Here is a 16,270-nt window from a genome sequence, read left to right on the forward strand (position 1 = left end):
TTGGAGCCGGTTAGCGGCGGTAGTTGGGCGCTTCCACCATGATCTGCACGTCGTGCGGGTGGCTCTCCTTCAGGCCCGCGGCGGTGATGCGCACGAACTTGCCCTTCTGCTTGAGCTCCTCGATGGTGCGGGCGCCCACGTAGAACATCGACTGGCGCAGCCCGCCGATGAGCTGGTAGGCCACGTTGGACACCGGGCCCCGGTAGGGCACCTGGCCTTCGATGCCCTCGGGGATGAGCTTGTCATCGGAGGGCACATCCGACTGGAAGTAGCGGTCCTTGGAGTAGGAGGTCTTGTTGCCGCGGGTCTGCAACGCACCCAACGACCCCATGCCGCGGTAGGTCTTGAACTGCTTGCCGTTGGTGAAGACCAGTTCGCCGGGGCTCTCGTCGCAACCGGCGAGCAGCGAACCGAGCATCACGGTGTCGGCGCCGGCAACGAGCGCCTTGGCGATGTCGCCGGAGTACTGCAGTCCACCGTCGGCGATCACCGGCACGCCGGTCTCCCTGGCGGCCAGCGAGGCCTGGTAGACCGCGGTGATCTGGGGCACGCCCACACCGGCAACGATGCGGGTGGTGCAGATCGAGCCGGGGCCGACTCCTACCTTGATGGCATCCGCGCCCGCGTCGATGAGCGCCTGCGCGCCGGAGCGGGTGGCGACGTTGCCGCCGATCACATCGACGTCGGCGAAGGCCTTGTCGGACTTGAGCTTGCGGATGATCTCGAGCACTCCGGCGCTGTCGCCGTTGGCGGTGTCGACCACGAGCACGTCGACACCGGCCTCGAGCAGGGCGGATGCCCGGCGCCAGGCGTCACCGAAGAAACCGATGGCGGCACCGACACGCAGTCGCCCGGCGTCGTCCTTGGTGGCGTTGGGGTATTCCTCGCTCTTGTCGAAGTCCTTCACCGTGATCAGCCCGGTGAGGCGGCCGGAGTCGTCGACCAGCGGCAGCTTCTCGATCTTGTGGGTGGCGAAGATGGCCACGGCGTCCATGGGAGCCATGCCCACCTTGCCGGTGATGAGCGGGGACGTGGTCATGACCTCGCGCACCTTGGTGGTGTGCTTCTTCACGGTCGATACGAACCGCATGTCGCGGTTGGTGATGATGCCCACGAGCACGCCGTCGTTGTCGACGACGGGCAGGCCGCTGATGCGGAACTGGCCGCAGAGGGCATCCACCTCGGCAACAGTGGCGTCGGGCGAAGTCGTTACCGGATTGGTAATCATGCCGGATTCGCTGCGCTTGACGAGGTCGACCTGCTCGGACTGGTCGGCGATCGACAGGTTGCGGTGCAGAACGCCCAGGCCGCCTTCGCGAGCCATGGCGATGGCCATCCTGGTCTCGGTGACGGTGTCCATGGCACTGGAGAGCAGCGGCGTGGCGACACTGATTCTGCGGGTTAGCCGGGACTTTGTCTCGGCTTCGCTCGGAATGACGTCGGTGTGTCCCGGCAGGAGAAGGACGTCGTCGTAGGTGAGCCCGGTGAAACCGAACGGATCTGGCTGATCCATGAAACCCCTTTTGCATTCGCGGATATGGAGAAATGTCCGGAAATCCAAGGGATACAACCGGTACTCAATGTTAAGCGACGTTGCGCTCCACGCATTCCGCGAACCAAAATCAAGACCACTAAATTCAGCGTACGAAACATATGCGACATAATCGGCACGTACTGTCAGCAACGTCGCTGGCAGGCAAGTCCGTGCCGGCTCGAATACGCACCGACGGTGCCGCCCTGGAGGTGCAGTGAGTAATACACACGCAGTTCGCAAATTGACGCCCCGGAGGGTGGTGCTGCTCCTTGGCCTGCTCCTTGGCGCGCTGACCTTCTCCACGCTCGGCGCTGGGGCCGCTCAAGCGGACGAAATCAATACTGACCAGTACGACTACGTCATCGCCGGAAACGTGCAATTCGATGGCGAGCCCATCGAAGACGTGCTCATCTCCGTCGAAGGCTCCGGCTACGAGGCCGAGGTCGTCACCGACGCCGACGGCAAGTGGCGCATCGGCGTGCCGGAGAAGGAGACCTACACGGTCGCCCTCGACGAGGACACCCTGCCCAAGGGCGTGGTCGTGGCCAAGGGCGGCGCCGAAATCGACGCCGAGTTCGGCCTCACCAAGGTGAAATCGGTGAACTTCTTCCTCGGCGAGGGGGAACGCACCACGGTCAGCTTCTTCGACCAGTTCGTGAACCGGTTTGTGAACGGCCTGAACTTCGGCCTGCTGCTGGCCCTGGCCGCCATCGGTATGTCGTTGATCTTCGGCACCACCGGGCTCAGCAACTTCGCCCACGCCGAGATGATCACCTTCGGCGCCTTGGCCACGCTCACCCTCTCGGTGACCCTCGGCCTGCCGATCTGGCTGGCCATCCTGATCGCCATCGCCCTGAGCGGCCTGTTGGGCTTCGGGCTCGATGCGGCGATCTGGAAACCTTTGCGGAAGAAGGGCGTGGGGTTGATCCCGCTGATGATCGTCAGCATCGGGCTGTCGCTCGCGCTGCGGTACACCTTCCAGCTGTTCTACGGCGGCGGCACCAGCCAGCTGCCCGGCTCCGGCATGACCGACCTCAAGTTCGGCCCCATCTCGCTGTCGCCGATCGACCTCGCCAGCATGGGCATCAGCATCGTGGTGCTGCTCGCGGTCTCCTACTTCCTGCTGCGCACCCGCACGGGCAAGGCCACCCGAGCCGTCTCTGACAACCCCAGCCTGGCCTCCGCCAGCGGCATCGACGTTGACGGCGTCATCCGCACCGTCTGGATCGTCGGCGGGTCGCTGGCCGGTCTGTCCGGTGTGCTCTGGGCCTACTTCCGCCCCGGAGTCAGCTGGGACATGGGCTTCCAGATCCTGCTTCTGGTCTTCGCGGCCACCACCCTCGGCGGTCTCGGCACTGCGTTCGGCGCCTTGGTGGGCTCCATCATCGTGGGCCTGTTCGTCGAGCTGTCGACGCTGTGGATTCCATCCGACCTCAAGTACGTCGGTGCACTTGTCGTTTTGATCCTGGTGCTGCTGCTTCGGCCGCAAGGCATCCTGGGTCGCAAAGAGAGAATTGGCTAGGGGCTGACGATGATCGACTGGGGAGCAATCTTTAGCAACGCGGCCGTCGAGCTGATCAGCCCGACCACCGCCGCCTACGCCCTCGCGGCGCTGGGCCTGGCAGTTCACTTCGGCTACACCGGCCTGCTCAACTTCGGCCAGGCCGGCTTCATGGCCCTCGGCGCCTACGGCTACGCCATCTCGACCCTGAGCTTCGGCTTCCCGGTCTGGGCGGCGGTGCTCGTGGGTATCGGCGCATCCGTGGTCTTCGCTTTGGTTCTGGGTATTCCGACCCTGCGGTTGCGGGCGGACTACCTGGCCATCGTCACGATCGCGGCCGCCGAGATCGTGCGCCTGCTGTTCACGACGAACACGTTCGAGCCCATCACCGGGTCGGCCAACGGGCTCAGCGGGTACAAGGGCGGCTTCGCCGACCTCAACCCCATTCCCGACGGCACCTACGGGTTCGGTCCGTTCGAGTACAACGCCTACGACTGGTGGCTGCGCATCGTGGCCTGGACCATCGTGATCCTGGCCTGCCTGTTCACCTGGCAGATCATGCGCAGCCCCTGGGGCCGCGTGATCAAGGGCATCCGTGAAGACGAGGATGCCGTACGCGCCCTGGGCAAGAACGTCTACTCCTACAAGATGCAGTCGTTGATCCTCGGTGGTGTCTTCGGCACCATCGCCGGAATGATCTTCGTGCTGCCTCGTGCCGTGGTGCCGTCGAACTACCAGACGTCGCTGACGTTCTTCGTCTACGCCATCCTGCTGCTCGGTGGAGCGGCCACGATCCTCGGGCCGGTCATCGGCTCGATGATCTTCTGGGTGCTGCTGTCCTTCTTCTCCGGCTTCATCGCCAGGGCCGTGGAGGCCGGCTGGATCCCGTTCCTGACGAGCATCCAGGCCGGACAGCTGCGCTTCATCCTCGTTGGAGTGGCGATCATGCTCATAGTGATCTTCAGACCACAGGGCATCTTCGGAAACAAGAAGGAGCTGGCTTTTGTCAAATAACACCGTTCCCACCGCCAAGCCCGTCAAGACCGTTGACATGCACATCGGCGACGCCGTTCCCGGCTGCAAGAAGAAGGACCCGATCCTCGTGGTCGACGGCGTCAGCCGCACCTTCGGCGGACTCAAGGCGGTGGATGTCGAGCACCTCGAGATTCCGCGCGGCGCCATCACGGCCCTGATCGGCCCGAACGGGGCCGGCAAGACCACCCTGTTCAACCTGCTCACCGGTTTCGACAAGCCCGACACCGGCTCGTGGACCTTCGAGGGCACGCCCATCGGCGGGGTGGCCGCGTTCAAGGTGGCCCGGATGGGCCAGGTCCGCACGTTCCAGCTCACCAAGGCCCTCGGCCTGCTCACGGTGATGGACAACATGCTGCTCGGCGCGAAGGCGCAGGTGGGCGAGAACCTGTTCCGCGCCATTCTGCCGTTCCTCTGGCGTCAGCAGGAGGCCGACAACAAGGTGAAGGCGCTGGACCTGCTCGCCAGGTTCAAGCTCGACACCAAGAAGGACGACTACGCGGCCAGCCTGTCCGGTGGGCAGCGGAAGCTCCTGGAGATGGCCCGGGCGCTGATGAGCGACCCGACCCTGGTGATGCTCGACGAGCCGATGGCCGGGGTCAACCCGGCGCTGACGCAGTCGCTGCTCGACCACATCCTCAACCTCAAGGCGGAGGGCATGAGCGTGCTCTTCGTGGAGCACGACATGCACATGGTGCGTCACATCGCCGACTGGGTGATCGTGATGGCCGAGGGCAAGGTGGTCGCCGAGGGCGACCCGCACGAGGTGATGCGCAACCAGGCCGTGATCGACGCGTACCTGGGCCAGCACCACGATGAAGACCTCGGCGAGGACCCCGACGCCGAGAAGGAACATGTCGGAGCCATTAAGGAGCTGCTCGATGACGAACTCTAGCCCGCTGGTCGACGCCACGCCGCCCCCGGTGCGGAACGCCGTCGTCGAGGTCAAGAACGTGACGGCCGGGTACGTACCCGGCGTGAACATCCTCAACGAGTGCTCGCTCACCGCCTACGACGGCGAACTGATCGGCATCATCGGCCCGAACGGCGCCGGCAAGTCCACGCTGCTCAAGTCGATCTTCGGTCTCGTCAAGGTGCGGGAGGGCGAGATCCGGCTGCGCGGCGACAACATCACCAACCTCAAGGCCAACAAGCTGGTCTCCAAGGGTGTCGGTTTTGTGCCGCAGACGAACAACGTCTTCCCCACCCTGACCATCCAGGAGAACCTGGAGATGGGCATGTACCAGAAGCCCAAGGGCCTGGCCGAGCGGCTGGAGTTCGTCACCGAGATCTTCCCCGAGCTGCGCAAGCGCCTCGGCCAGCGGGCCGGATCGCTCTCGGGCGGTGAACGCCAGATGGTGGCGATGTCCCGGGCGCTGATGATGGGCCCGCACGTGCTGCTGCTCGACGAGCCGAGCGCCGGGCTCTCCCCCGTGCGCCAGGACGAAGCCTTCCTGCGCGTGAAGGAGATCAACAAGGCCGGCGTGACCACGATCATGGTGGAGCAGAACGCCCGTCGCTGCCTGCAGATCTGCGACCGCGGCTACGTGCTCGACCAGGGCCGGGATGCCTACACCGGCACCGGTCGTGAGCTGCTGAACGACCCCAAGGTGATCGGCCTGTACCTGGGCACCCTGGGTCAGGACGACTAACCCGCAGCACCCGCTTGACCCGCACCACCCACGTGCCCCGTCACGGACGAGTTGCCCCGGTATACCGGAGCCCCTGGTCTGCGGCGGGGCACTTCGCGTTGCCGGCGGCGCCAGGAGCCCCGCTGACGCCCGTTCCGCCCGGTCGGCGGAACGGTGCGCGAGAACGGGCGGCGCAGCGCCCCAGCCGCACCCTGCGGCCCGCCACGCCTCGCCACCCGAGGCCCCGTGTATCCACCGTGCCCGCGCATAGCTCCTGCACGTCGTGCCGACACCGGATGCCCGCCCCGGAGATCCGGGCCGCCGCATCCTGTCGACCGAATTCAGCAGGAGTCAGGCACCCGCGCGGCAGGCCTGAGGCCCGGTCGTCAGCCCCCTGATCGGCCCGGGCACACAAAAGGGCCCCGGCCGAAGCCGGGGCCCTTCTGGTGCGTGTCGCGGTACGTCTGCTGTGGTTGTGCCGCGAGTCAGCGAGCGGAGCTAGTTGAGGCGGGCGTAGGTGTTGTCCGCACCGAACTGGAAGATACCGATGGTCGCGTCGGTCGGGTCGCCGTTCTCGTCGAACGTGATCGGGCCGGAGTAACCGTCGTAGTCAATCTGTTTACCGTCGGCGAGCAGCGCAGCGCCCTCGGCGAAGGTGGTGACCTTGGTGCCGTCACCGGTACCGCCGGATACCTGCTGCAGGTAGTTGGAGATGGACTCACCCGTCACGTCGTTGGCTGCGTAAGCGGCCAGGGCGATCAGGATGACGGCGTCGTACGACTCAGCCGCGTAGCTGAAGTCGGTCAGGGCCGGGTCGACCGCGAGCAGACGCTCGGTGAAGTCACCGAGAGTCGCCGTGTCGAGGCCGGGCAGCGTGCCCTTGGAACCCTCGATCAGGCCGGGAGCGAAGTCCTTGCTGTAGTCCGCGAGGTTACCGTCGACGAAGTACAGCTTGTCGCCGGGGAAGCCACTGGCTACGAGGTCCGGGGTGATGACCTTGGCCTGGTCGAACGTGATCAGGGCGATCGCGTCGGGGTTGGCCGCGGTGACTTCAGCGATCTGAGCCGAGAAGTTGGCGTCGCCTTCGTTGAAGCTCGCGCTTGCGACGACCTCGCCGCCGGCAGCCTCGAACGCCTCGGTGGTGTACTCGGCCAGGCCGGTTCCGTAGGCGTCGTTCAGCACGATCAGGCCCAGGGTGCTGTTGCCGTCTTCGGCGATCAGGTTGCCCAGGACTTCACCCTGCAGGATGTCGGACGGCGCGGTGCGCCAGAAGAGGTTGTTGTCTTCGTAGTCCGTGAAGTCCGCCGAGGTGTTGGCCGGGGAGAACTGCACGACGCCGGCACCGGTGATCTGGTCGATGACGGTCTTGGAGACACCCGAGGATGCCGCTCCGACGATCGCCGAGACATCCTGCGAGAGCAGGTCAGTCACCGAAACCGTGGCGGTGTCGGTGGTGGTGTCGCCCGAGTCGCGGAGGATGGCTTCGATGTCGATGCCGAGACCGGCAGCGTTGACCTCTTCGATGGCCAGGTTGACGCCGGCTTCTTCGGGCGGGCCGAGGAAGGCGAGTCCACCACTCTGGGGCAGGATCGTGCCGACCTTGAGGTCGAGGGCACGTTCGCCGGCCTCGACCGGATTGGCCTCACTGCTGGACGCTGCCGGTGCATCGGATTCGGCCGGTTCGGCTGCATCCGTGCTGCATCCGGTGAGCAGAAGTGCGCTGACGCCGAAGATGGCGAAACCGGTGACTGCGGCGCGGGCCGAGCGGGAGGCCGAGGCCTTCGCGAATACGCTCATGTTGCTCCTAGGGTAAGGGGAATCGAGAGAAAGGCTGGCAAACGATCGTTGCCGTGCTGTAAAGCTATTCATCAGAACGACGCCAAACAAGACGGCTGTGTTACAGCCGTGTAACGCGACCAAATCGTTACGAACGGTGCGCTGATCAGGATGCTCTCCCCAATCGTTCAGCGGAACCCCGGCGGGCACCCCGTGGCACGGTCAGTTCGCGGGCGTAAGAAACCGTAATCTTCGGCTCGCCGCGTGGACGGGCAGCGGCTAAACGAGGTCGGGCAGCGAACGGCGCTGTGCGCGGCCGGCCACGATCATGTCAACGGTCAGCACGATCAGTGCCAGCCAGACCAGCCCGAACCCGAACCAGCGCTCCGGCGGCATCGGCTCGTGCAAGATCACTACGCCGGCGAGGAACTGCAACACCGGCGCGAGGTACTGCACCAGCCCCAGGGTGGTCAACGGCAACCGCCGGGACGCGGCCGCGAAGAACAGCAGCGGGATGGCGGTGAGCACACCGGAGCCGATCAGCGCGATCGTGTGCACCGGCGAGACGGTGCCGAAGGTCAGCCCGGAGATGAGCGCCACGACCACGAGCTGGATGATCGCGATGGGGGCGAGCCACATCGTCTCCAGGGTCAGCCCGGTGAGGGCATCCAGGTGTCCGCCGACCCGTTTCTTGATCAGGCCGTAGAGGCCGAAGGAGAACGCCAGAATCAGCGAGATCCACGGCACCGTGCCGTACCCGACGCTGAGCACGATCACGGCGATGAAGCTGATCAGCACCGCCACCCACTGCGCTGTGCGCAGCCGTTCGTGCAGCACGAACACACCGAGCAGCACGGTGATGATCGGGTTGATGAAGTACCCGAGGGCGGTTTCGACGACGTGGCCGCTCAGGGTGCCGAGGATGAAGGTCTGCCAGTTGATGTAGATCAGTACACCGGCGAGCCCCATCGTCCACACGATTCGGGGCGACCGCAGCGCAGCCACCAGAGGCCGCCAGGCCCGGGTGGAGGCGATCAGCACGCCGCAGAAGACCAGGGAGAAGAGCACCCGCCAGGCCACGATCTCGAACGCGCCGGTAGGGGCGAGGAAGAGGAAGTAGAGCGGGAGGATCCCCCACATGCCGTAAGCGGAGACGGCGAAGATCAGGCCGGTGTTCGCGGAACTGCGCGCCGGGCGCATCCGGCCACCGTCGGTGTCGGTCACGAGAGCTGCCGACCCTGCCGTGACTGGCCCGAATTTGCTAGTGCCGGGGTGCTCACCACTAGCGAAAATGGGCCACCCATGGACGTGGTGGACGGTTGGTGCACGGGAACCCCCTCTGGACGCGAAAAATCCCGGATGGCCGAGGCCATCCGGGATTCAACGATATGGGGTGTGACTAGCGAACGACGACCGCGAGAACGTCGCGAGCCGACAGAACGAGGAGGTCCTCGCCACCGAACTTGACCTCGGTTCCACCGTACTTGGAGTAGATCACCTTGTCGCCGACGGCGACGTCGAGCGGGATGCGGTTGCCGTTGTCGTCAATGCGGCCGGGGCCGACGGCGACAACTTCGCCCTCCTGGGGCTTCTCTTTGGCGGTGTCCGGGATCACAAGTCCGGAAGCGGTGGTCTGTTCTGCATCCACCTGCTTGATGACGATGCGATCTTCGAGCGGCTTGATGGAGACCGACACGGTTGACCTCTTTCTTAGCTAAGACGTAGTTAGCAGACTCACAGCGAGAGTGCTAAGTCGAGTTTAGGGCGCAACTGGCACTCACGCAATGTGAGTGCCAGAGCACCCGGGCTGTGTCCCCGTTTGGGTTGATAGGTTTGCGGGATGGATCGCGCCGAGCTCGTTGAGCTGCTCTCACCCGAAGGCCTGCGCCTGCTGGACTCCCTGCCCGTTTACGAAGCGGGCGCCGACGTCGTTCGCACGGTCAGCGCCCTGCGCAAGGCCGGGCACTCCCCCGCCCTCGTGAACGCGGTGCTCTACCAGTCCCGGCTGCGGGCCAAGGCCGTGTCGAAGTTCGGTGACTTCGCCAGCCGGATGCTGTTCACCGAGGCCGGCCTGGAACAGGCCACCCGGCTGCGCGTCGCGGCGCTGCACGCCGGCCGGTTCGTTGAGGGCGGGCTCACCCGGGTCGCCGACGTGGGCTGCGGCATCGGCGGGGACGCCATGGCGATGGCCGCGCTGGAGCTGACCGTGACCGCGATCGACATCGACGAGGTCACCGCCACCGTCGCCAGCTTCAACCTCGCCCCGTTCCCGACCTCCTCGGTGCGCTGTGCCGACGCCGCCGACATCGACCCCACCGAGTTCGACGCGCTCTGGTTCGACCCCGCCCGGCGCACCGCCGGGCACGGCAACACCAGCCGACTGACCCGTGCCGAGGACTACTCCCCCAACCTCGACGACGTGTACGCCCTGAGCGAGCGGATGCCGGTGGGCGTCAAGCTCGGTCCGGGCCACGACCGCGACCAAATCCCCGACACCGCCGAGGCCCAGTGGGTGTCGGTGGACGGCAAGCTGGTGGAGATGGGCCTGTGGTTCGGCGCTCTCGCGCGGCCGGGCATCCGCCGGGCGGCCCTGTTGCTGACCAAGGATGGGGTTGCTGAGCTGACCGCGCCGGCCGACAGCGAGGATGTCGGCGTCGGCGAGCTCGGCAGCTACGTGTACGAACCCGACGGCGCCATCATCCGAGCCCGGTTGATCGGTGACCTGGCCCGATCGATGGACGCGGCGATGCTCAGCGAGGGGCTGGCCTACCTGACCAGCCCGACCCTGACCCGTACCCCTTTCGCCACGGCGTTCAGGGTGCTCGAGGTGCTGCCCACCGACGAGAAGAAGCTGCGCCTGGCGCTGGCCGACCGCAAGATCGGCACCTTGGAGATCAAGAAGCGCGGCGTGGACGTGGACCCGGCGACCCTGCGCACCCGGTTGAAGTTGAAGGGGCCGGAGTCCGGCACGCTGGTACTGACTCGCGCGGCCGGCCACAAGGTGGCGTTGCTGGTGGAACGGGTCTGACCGGCACGGCGCGACGGGCGGCTGGATGGCTGGCTCAGCCGTAGTAGGCGGGCACCATCTGGGTGATCACGACGAACCAGAGCACACCCATCAGGATGCCCACCAGCCCACTGACCAGGCCCACGATCCACAGACCGCCGGTGCGGTGCTCGACGAACCTGGCGACCAGCGCGAGCACCACGGCAGCGACGCTGAGCGGAACGCCCCAGATCACGAAAATGCCGGCCAGCACCCCGAGCATGCCGCAGACCGCTGCGGCCACACTGAGCCCGCGGCGGGCGGCGTGGGTTTGGATCTCGGCCGTGGTGTACACGTACGGCACCCACTCGGTGGGCGCGGTGATGGTGGACTCGTAGGCGAGTTCGCCGGCGACGGGCGGCCGGGTCAGGTGCGGCGGATCCCCGGCGGCGGCGCGCTGCGCGGCCTCAGCCTCTGCGGCGCGGGCCTGGGCTCGCGACTGCGCCGGCACCGCGGTGGGCGGGCGCGGTTGCTCCCGCTCGGCCCGAGTGTCGGGCTGCCCGGACTGCGGCATGGGTGTGACTCGTTTCTCGACTCGGCTGGGTCATGCAGCCGATGCAACAGCCGCGGCTGGGCTCAGTAGTTGTAATTGTTCATCGGAACGCTCGCGAACACCAGCGCCCAGAGCAGGATACTCAACAGCGCCAGGGCGACGCCTGCGAAGCCCGTGATGATGCCCGTCAGCCAGAAGCCCTTGCCGTTGGGTTCCTTGGTGCGGGCAATGAAGCCGAGCACGACACCGGCCGCCGGCAGGATGACCGCGAGGATGCCGCCGAAGATGGGGAAGAACGCGATCGGCGAGCCGAGGATGCCGATGATGCCGGCGACCATCGACAGGATGCTCAGGATGGGCTGTTTCGTGGCGGACGGCATCCCGGGCTGGCCCGCGTAGTAGCCGGGCGCGGGACTGCCGGATGGCGGCGGGGTTCCATAGCCGGGTGCGGGCGGGGAATAGCCGGGCGGCGGCGAACCGTACGGCGCCGGCGTGGCCGGCGGGCCGTAGGCGGGCGGCGGTGTCGGCTGGGCACCCGGGCTGGCCGGATAGGCGGCCGGTGCGCTCGGTTCGGCGTCGGGGCCGGGGCCGCCGGCACGCTCGGGAGGATCGCCGGCCTTGTCGGACGGCGGAAAGTCGGGAACCTGGGGCACGTCGGGCACCTGGGGCACGTCGGGCACCTGGGGCACCTCGGGGTGCGGGGTGTTGGGATCAGTCATGACGGGTCATTCCTTTCCTGTGAACGCCTGGTGGTCGTCACCCGGGGAGCTCCGGCCGGCCCGGCGATGAGGCCGGGCCGGTCGGCCGCTAAGCGCGGTGCGCCGAGCTTTAGTACGTGCTGTAGCTACCGTCGTTGATGCCCGCAATGGTCACGAGCACGACGACGACGATGAAAATGATGCCGCTGATCAGGCCGAGGTAGCCGAGGACGAGGCCCGCGATGGCGAGTCCGCGGCCCTTTTCGCCGGTGCGCTTGATCTGGTTGAGCGCGATGTGACCACAGATCACCGCGGCGAGCGATACAAAGAATGCGCTGACCAGGGAGATGATCGCGAGAACGTTCCACTTGTCGCCTGCGGCCTGCTGACCGTAGCCCTGCGGCGAATACGCCTGCGGAGCGGCGGGTGCGGCACCGTAGGCCGGGGCGGCGGGCGCGGCACCGTAGGCCGGCGGAGCGGGCGGGGTGTAGGCCGGCGGCGGGGTGGGCTCGTTCGAGTCCGGCTGGTTCGCGGGGGCCTGGTTCGGGTCGGTCATTTTGTGGAGACTCCTTCACATGGGTGCAGCGCAGGGAACGCAACGGTGCTGGGTGCGATGGGTGCCATAGTGGCACCCGCGCTGTGGGGGTGTCAACGTGCTGGCACGGCTGAAGAACCCCCACGGCCACAGTAACGCCTCCACGCGAGAAACGTATGGTGAGATGCGGTTTCAGGCTTGGATGAGTGAGACCGGGAGGGTTGAATCCGCACCGAAATCGAGGGTGGATGGGGCCTTCCCCGCCATGATCAGTTGCGCACCGAGCGCGGCGATCATGGCGCCGTTGTCGGTGCAGAGCGACAGCGGCGGGATCCGCAGCGCGATGCCGGCCGCATCCGTGCGTTCCTGGGCCACCTGGCGCAGCCGGGCATTGGCGATGACGCCGCCGCCGAGCAGCAGCCTGGGCACGCCGAGGTCGGTACAGGCGGCGACAGCCTTGGTGAGCAGCACGTCGACGACGGCCTCGCGGAAGCTCGCCGCGACGTCGTTGATCGGCACGGTCTCGCCGGCGTCCCGCTTCTGCTCCACCCAGCGCGCCACCGACGTCTTGAGGCCGGAGAAGGAGAAGTCGTAACGGTGCTTGGCCACGTCTTTCTGGTGGCTGAGCCCGCGGGGGAACCGGATGGCGGTGGGACTGCCGGTGGCGGCGACCCTGTCGATCTGCGGGCCGCCGGGGTAGGGCAGGCCGAGCACTCTGGCCACCTTGTCGAACGCTTCGCCGGCGGCGTCGTCGATGGTTTCGCCGAGCAGTTCCACGTCGGAGACGAGGTCGCGCACCAGCAGCAGCGAGGTGTGCCCGCCCGAGACCAGCAGGGCGATGGTCGGATACTCCAGCGGAGCATCCGTCGTGACCCCCTCGCCGCGCAGCAGGTCGGCGCCGACGTGGCCGACGAGGTGGTTGACGGCGTAGATCGGCACGTCCAGCGCGATCGCCAGGGATTTGGCCGCGCCGACGCCCACCATGAGCGCGCCGGCGAGGCCGGGGCCGCTGGTGACGGCGATGGCGTCGATCTCGTCCAGCCGGATACCGGCTTCGGCGACGGCAGCGCGGATGGCCGGAACCATTTCCTCGAGGTGGGCGCGCGCGGCCACCTCGGGCACGACGCCGCCGTAGCGGGCGTGTTCGTCCATCGACGAGGCGATGGTGTTGGACAGCAGGGTGGTGCCGCGCACGATGCCGATGCCGGTCTCGTCGCAGGACGTTTCGATGCCGAGCACCAGCGGGTTGCTGCGGTTGAGCGGGCGGGCCGGGGCAGCGGGCGCCGGCTCGGCGGATGCGGCGGATGGCGCTGCGGGTTCGGCGGGTTGGGCGAGCGCGGCGATCGGGGCGGCGGCATCCGTGAACTGCATCTCGGCGGGCGGAATGGGCAGGCGCATCACGATCGCATCCACGTTGTCTGGTTGGTAGTAACCGCGGCGCACGCCGAGGTCTTCGAAGCCGAGCGAGCGGTAGAGGTGCTGGGCGCCGGGGTTGTCGGCGCGCACCTCGAGGAAGGCCTCCCGGGCGCCGCGTTTGCGGGCCTCGGTGAGGAGGCTCAGCATGAGCACCCGGCCCAGGCCACGGCCGCGGGCTTCCTTCACGACGGCGATGGTCTGGATGTCGCTCTCCGGCGAGCGTTGCGCGGCCTGCAGGCCTGCATAGCCGACGATGTGCTCCGGGGAATCCGGCGGGAACGCGACCAGGTAGTAGCAGCCGGGGTCGGTGACGTCCCGGGTCATCATCTCGGTCGACCAGGCGTCGTTTTCGAAGATGGAGGTTTCCAGGGCCATGATCTTGTCGACGTCGGCGGCGGTGGCGCGGCGCAGCTGCCAGGTCATCAGCTCACCCGCTTGGGGCCGGTTGTGGACACCGTGACGTCGGGCGAGCGCAGGTAGAGCGCCTCGTCCGACACATTCGGGCGTCCGGCCGCGAAGCCGAGCTCGGCGACCATGCCCAGGTCGCCGGCCGAGATGGTCGCGGCATCCAGGCGGGGCAGGCCGGCGTGCACGAAGTCGGCCTCGAGCAGTTCGGCCGGCTTGGCCAGGGCCGGGGCGCCGATGCGCACCGGCAGCCCGGCGGCATCCGCCCCGCTGTAGGCCGACCAGTAGACCTCGCGGCGGCGGGCGTCGGTGACCACGAGCAGGGGGCCGGTGTGGCCGGTGCGGTAGTGACCGTAGGCGATGGCGTCGTGGCTGATCACGGGCACGAGGGGCCGGTCGATGCCCAGCGCGAAGACCCGGGCCGCGGCGATGCCGACCCGGAGGCCGGTGAACGGGCCGGGACCCATGCCGCCGACGACGCCGGAGAGCGCGGAGACCTGGATGCCGGCCTCGGTGAGGCACTCCTGGATGAGGCGGCCGACCACCTCGGCGTGCCGCATGGTGTCGGCGACGCCGCGTTCAGCGATCACGCCCTGGGTCAGGTCGACGACGGCGACGCTGGTGCCGGCGGAGGTATCGATGGCGAGGAGCACCTGTCCAGCCTATTCGGCCCAGGCCCGGGCATCCGCCGCCGCCGGGGTCCGGTGCCCGCGTTGCGCCGGGCTGGCCGGGCTGGCCGACGCTGGCCAGTGCTACCCGCAACTGGTGCCGAAGCGGACAATTGGTGCCGGCACACCGGGCGCAATTGTCCATACGGGCAACAGTTGGCTCGCGCCGGCGGGCGCCAGGCGTCAGGGGCGCGGGGTGCGCAGGGCCCGGATGGTGAGCTGGGTGGCGGCCAGGAGCAGCAGCACGGCGAAGAGGATGCTCGACAACCGCGGCGGGATCAGCAGGGCCAGGGCCACCCCGGGCACGGCGGCGATCGTGGCGGCCACTCCCACGACGAGGCCGGCCGGCAGGTCGACGAGCCGGGCGCGGGCGTTCGCGGCCGTGCCGACGATGCTCGTGGGCACCAGGACCAGCAGCGAGGTGCCCTTGGCGATGAGGTCGCTCACACCGAACACCGCCACGAGGGCGGGCACCGCGATCACTCCCCCGCCGATGCCGAAGAGGCCGGACGCCACGCCCATCGCCAGCCCCAGGGCGAGGTAGCCGAGCACCACGATCCAGTTCAGCTCGAGGGTGGCGCCGCGTTCGGGCTCCACCAGCACCATGCGCACGGCCACCACGACCAGCAGCGCGATGAACAGCCAGCGCAGCCAGAACAGGGGGATGCGGCGCAGCAGGTTGGTGCCGATCACCGAGCCGACCACGGCGCCGGCCGCGATGATCGCGCCGGCGACGAGGTCGATATGACCGTTGGCGAGGTAGGTGAGCGACCCGACGATGGAGGTGGGCACGATGGCGGCGAGCGAGGTCGTGGCGGCCCGGCGCTGGTCCATCCGGGCCAGCGAGATGAGCAGGGGAACCATGACGATGCCGCCGCCGACGCCGAACACGCCGGAGAGCAGGCCGCCGAGCAGGCCGGTGAAGACGAGGGCGATCCAGTACCAGGCGCCGGTCGGCCGGGAGCCCGTCGGGGCGGAGCCGGTCATGCCGAGACCGGGCTATCCGGGCCGGGGCGGAGGCCGTCGTCCGCGAGGCCCAGACCATCCTGCCAGCGCGGCCCGTAGCCGGTCACCGTGACGGTGCGCGGTTCGGCGAGGTCCAGGGCGACGGCGTCATCGGCATCCGCCTCGGTGCCTGGCCGGGCCTCGGAGGCGCCGACGGGCCGCTCGATTTCCACGTCCAGCCACGATTCGGTGATCCCGTCGAGCAGGCCGCGGCCCCACTCCACCACCACGATCGACCGGGCGAAGTCGATGTCGAGGTCGTCGAGTTCCATCGCGCTGCTCAGCCTGTAGGCATCCACGTGCACCAGCGGCGGCCCGCCGGCGGTGCTCGGATGCGTGCGGGCGAGCACGAAGGTGGGGCTGGTGACCTGGCCGCGCACCTGCAGGGCCTCGCCGAGGCCGCGGGTGAGGGTGGTCTTGCCCGCACCGAGCGGCCCGGTGAGCACCATCAGGTCGCCGGCGCGCAGCAACCCGGCCAGTTCCTGGCCGAAGGTGTGCATGGCCTCGGGGTCGGCGATGATCCGGCGCAT

Annotated in this window: 16 protein-coding genes and 1 pseudogene; 5 read left to right on the forward strand and 12 right to left on the reverse strand. The window is 67.8% G+C overall.

The features are described 5' to 3' along the window. Positions 1-10: 10 nt before the first annotated feature. The gene (gene guaB, locus ACEN2M_RS06220) at positions 11-1,513 is read right to left on the reverse strand and encodes an IMP dehydrogenase (protein WP_441647268.1); all 1,503 of its coding nucleotides are present in this window, start codon (positions 1,511-1,513) and stop codon (positions 11-13) included. 235 nt (positions 1,514-1,748) lie between these two features. Between guaB and ACEN2M_RS06225 the strand changes: the two genes are divergently transcribed. From ACEN2M_RS06225 to ACEN2M_RS06240, 4 genes are read left to right on the forward strand one after another with little or no spacing between them, the layout of a single operon-like run. Next, positions 1,749-3,056 (forward strand): branched-chain amino acid ABC transporter permease, encoded by a 1,308-nt coding sequence (locus tag ACEN2M_RS06225; RefSeq protein WP_441647269.1) that lies wholly within the window; start codon positions 1,749-1,751, stop codon positions 3,054-3,056. A gap of 12 nt (positions 3,057-3,068) precedes the next feature. Further along, the gene (locus ACEN2M_RS06230; RefSeq protein ID WP_441647403.1) at positions 3,069-4,049 is read left to right on the forward strand and encodes a branched-chain amino acid ABC transporter permease; all 981 of its coding nucleotides are present in this window, start codon (positions 3,069-3,071) and stop codon (positions 4,047-4,049) included. Between the two features lie 37 nt (positions 4,050-4,086). Beyond that, a complete protein-coding gene (locus tag ACEN2M_RS06235; protein ID WP_441647404.1) occupies positions 4,087-4,962 on the forward strand; it encodes an ABC transporter ATP-binding protein in 876 nt (291 codons plus the stop codon). After that, complete coding sequence (locus ACEN2M_RS06240; protein WP_441647270.1) at positions 4,949-5,719, forward strand: ABC transporter ATP-binding protein; 771 nt, start codon at positions 4,949-4,951, stop codon at positions 5,717-5,719. The genes ACEN2M_RS06235 and ACEN2M_RS06240 overlap by 14 nt, the downstream gene beginning before the upstream one ends. A gap of 477 nt (positions 5,720-6,196) precedes the next feature. Here the strand turns inward: ACEN2M_RS06240 and ACEN2M_RS06245 are convergent, their stop codons facing one another. The 3 genes from ACEN2M_RS06245 to groES form a co-directional block, all read right to left on the reverse strand. After that, positions 6,197-7,495 carry an ABC transporter substrate-binding protein gene (locus tag ACEN2M_RS06245; RefSeq protein ID WP_441647271.1) on the reverse strand — a complete coding sequence of 433 codons (1,299 nt, stop codon included), beginning with the start codon at positions 7,493-7,495 and terminating at the stop codon, positions 6,197-6,199. A gap of 258 nt (positions 7,496-7,753) precedes the next feature. After that, positions 7,754-8,674: an EamA family transporter RarD gene (gene rarD, locus ACEN2M_RS06250; RefSeq protein WP_441647405.1), complete on the reverse strand. Its 921-nt coding sequence runs from the start codon at positions 8,672-8,674 to the stop codon at positions 7,754-7,756. A gap of 199 nt (positions 8,675-8,873) precedes the next feature. Then, the gene (gene groES / locus ACEN2M_RS06255) at positions 8,874-9,170 is read right to left on the reverse strand and encodes a co-chaperone GroES (RefSeq protein WP_066597535.1); all 297 of its coding nucleotides are present in this window, start codon (positions 9,168-9,170) and stop codon (positions 8,874-8,876) included. Between the two features lie 144 nt (positions 9,171-9,314). Between groES and ACEN2M_RS06260 the strand changes: the two genes are divergently transcribed. Further along, complete coding sequence (locus tag ACEN2M_RS06260; RefSeq protein WP_441647272.1) at positions 9,315-10,502, forward strand: class I SAM-dependent methyltransferase; 1,188 nt, start codon at positions 9,315-9,317, stop codon at positions 10,500-10,502. Between the two features lie 34 nt (positions 10,503-10,536). On the opposite strand, the gene ACEN2M_RS06265 is transcribed toward ACEN2M_RS06260, so the two are convergent. The 8 genes and pseudogenes from ACEN2M_RS06265 to tsaE form a co-directional block, all read right to left on the reverse strand. Continuing rightward, positions 10,537-11,034 (reverse strand): hypothetical protein, encoded by a 498-nt coding sequence (locus ACEN2M_RS06265; protein ID WP_441647273.1) that lies wholly within the window; start codon positions 11,032-11,034, stop codon positions 10,537-10,539. A 62-nt stretch (positions 11,035-11,096) separates the two neighbouring features. Next, a complete protein-coding gene (locus ACEN2M_RS06270) occupies positions 11,097-11,732 on the reverse strand; it encodes a DUF4190 domain-containing protein (RefSeq protein WP_441647274.1) in 636 nt (211 codons plus the stop codon). 109 nt (positions 11,733-11,841) lie between these two features. Beyond that, positions 11,842-12,267: a DUF4190 domain-containing protein gene (locus ACEN2M_RS06275; protein ID WP_441647275.1), complete on the reverse strand. Its 426-nt coding sequence runs from the start codon at positions 12,265-12,267 to the stop codon at positions 11,842-11,844. 171 nt (positions 12,268-12,438) lie between these two features. Next, positions 12,439-13,488 (reverse strand): tRNA (adenosine(37)-N6)-threonylcarbamoyltransferase complex transferase subunit TsaD, encoded by a 1,050-nt coding sequence (tsaD, locus tag ACEN2M_RS06280; RefSeq protein ID WP_441647406.1) that lies wholly within the window; start codon positions 13,486-13,488, stop codon positions 12,439-12,441. A 165-nt stretch (positions 13,489-13,653) separates the two neighbouring features. Further along, positions 13,654-14,085: pseudogene (gene rimI, locus ACEN2M_RS06285) on the reverse strand (ribosomal protein S18-alanine N-acetyltransferase); the annotation flags it as partial. Next, complete coding sequence (gene tsaB / locus ACEN2M_RS06290; protein ID WP_441647276.1) at positions 14,085-14,720, reverse strand: tRNA (adenosine(37)-N6)-threonylcarbamoyltransferase complex dimerization subunit type 1 TsaB; 636 nt, start codon at positions 14,718-14,720, stop codon at positions 14,085-14,087. The gene tsaB and the pseudogene rimI, both read right to left, overlap by 1 nt. Before the next feature lie 198 nt (positions 14,721-14,918). After that, positions 14,919-15,722 (reverse strand): sulfite exporter TauE/SafE family protein, encoded by an 804-nt coding sequence (locus tag ACEN2M_RS06295; protein ID WP_441647277.1) that lies wholly within the window; start codon positions 15,720-15,722, stop codon positions 14,919-14,921. Then, positions 15,719-16,270: a tRNA (adenosine(37)-N6)-threonylcarbamoyltransferase complex ATPase subunit type 1 TsaE gene (gene tsaE / locus ACEN2M_RS06300; protein WP_441647278.1), complete on the reverse strand. Its 552-nt coding sequence runs from the start codon at positions 16,268-16,270 to the stop codon at positions 15,719-15,721. Before tsaE ends, ACEN2M_RS06295 begins: the two co-directional genes overlap by 4 nt.

It is taken from the genome of Cryobacterium sp. W22_MBD10_FK3, assembly GCF_052113745.1.
Taxonomy (GTDB): Bacteria; Actinomycetota; Actinomycetes; order Actinomycetales; family Microbacteriaceae; genus Cryobacterium.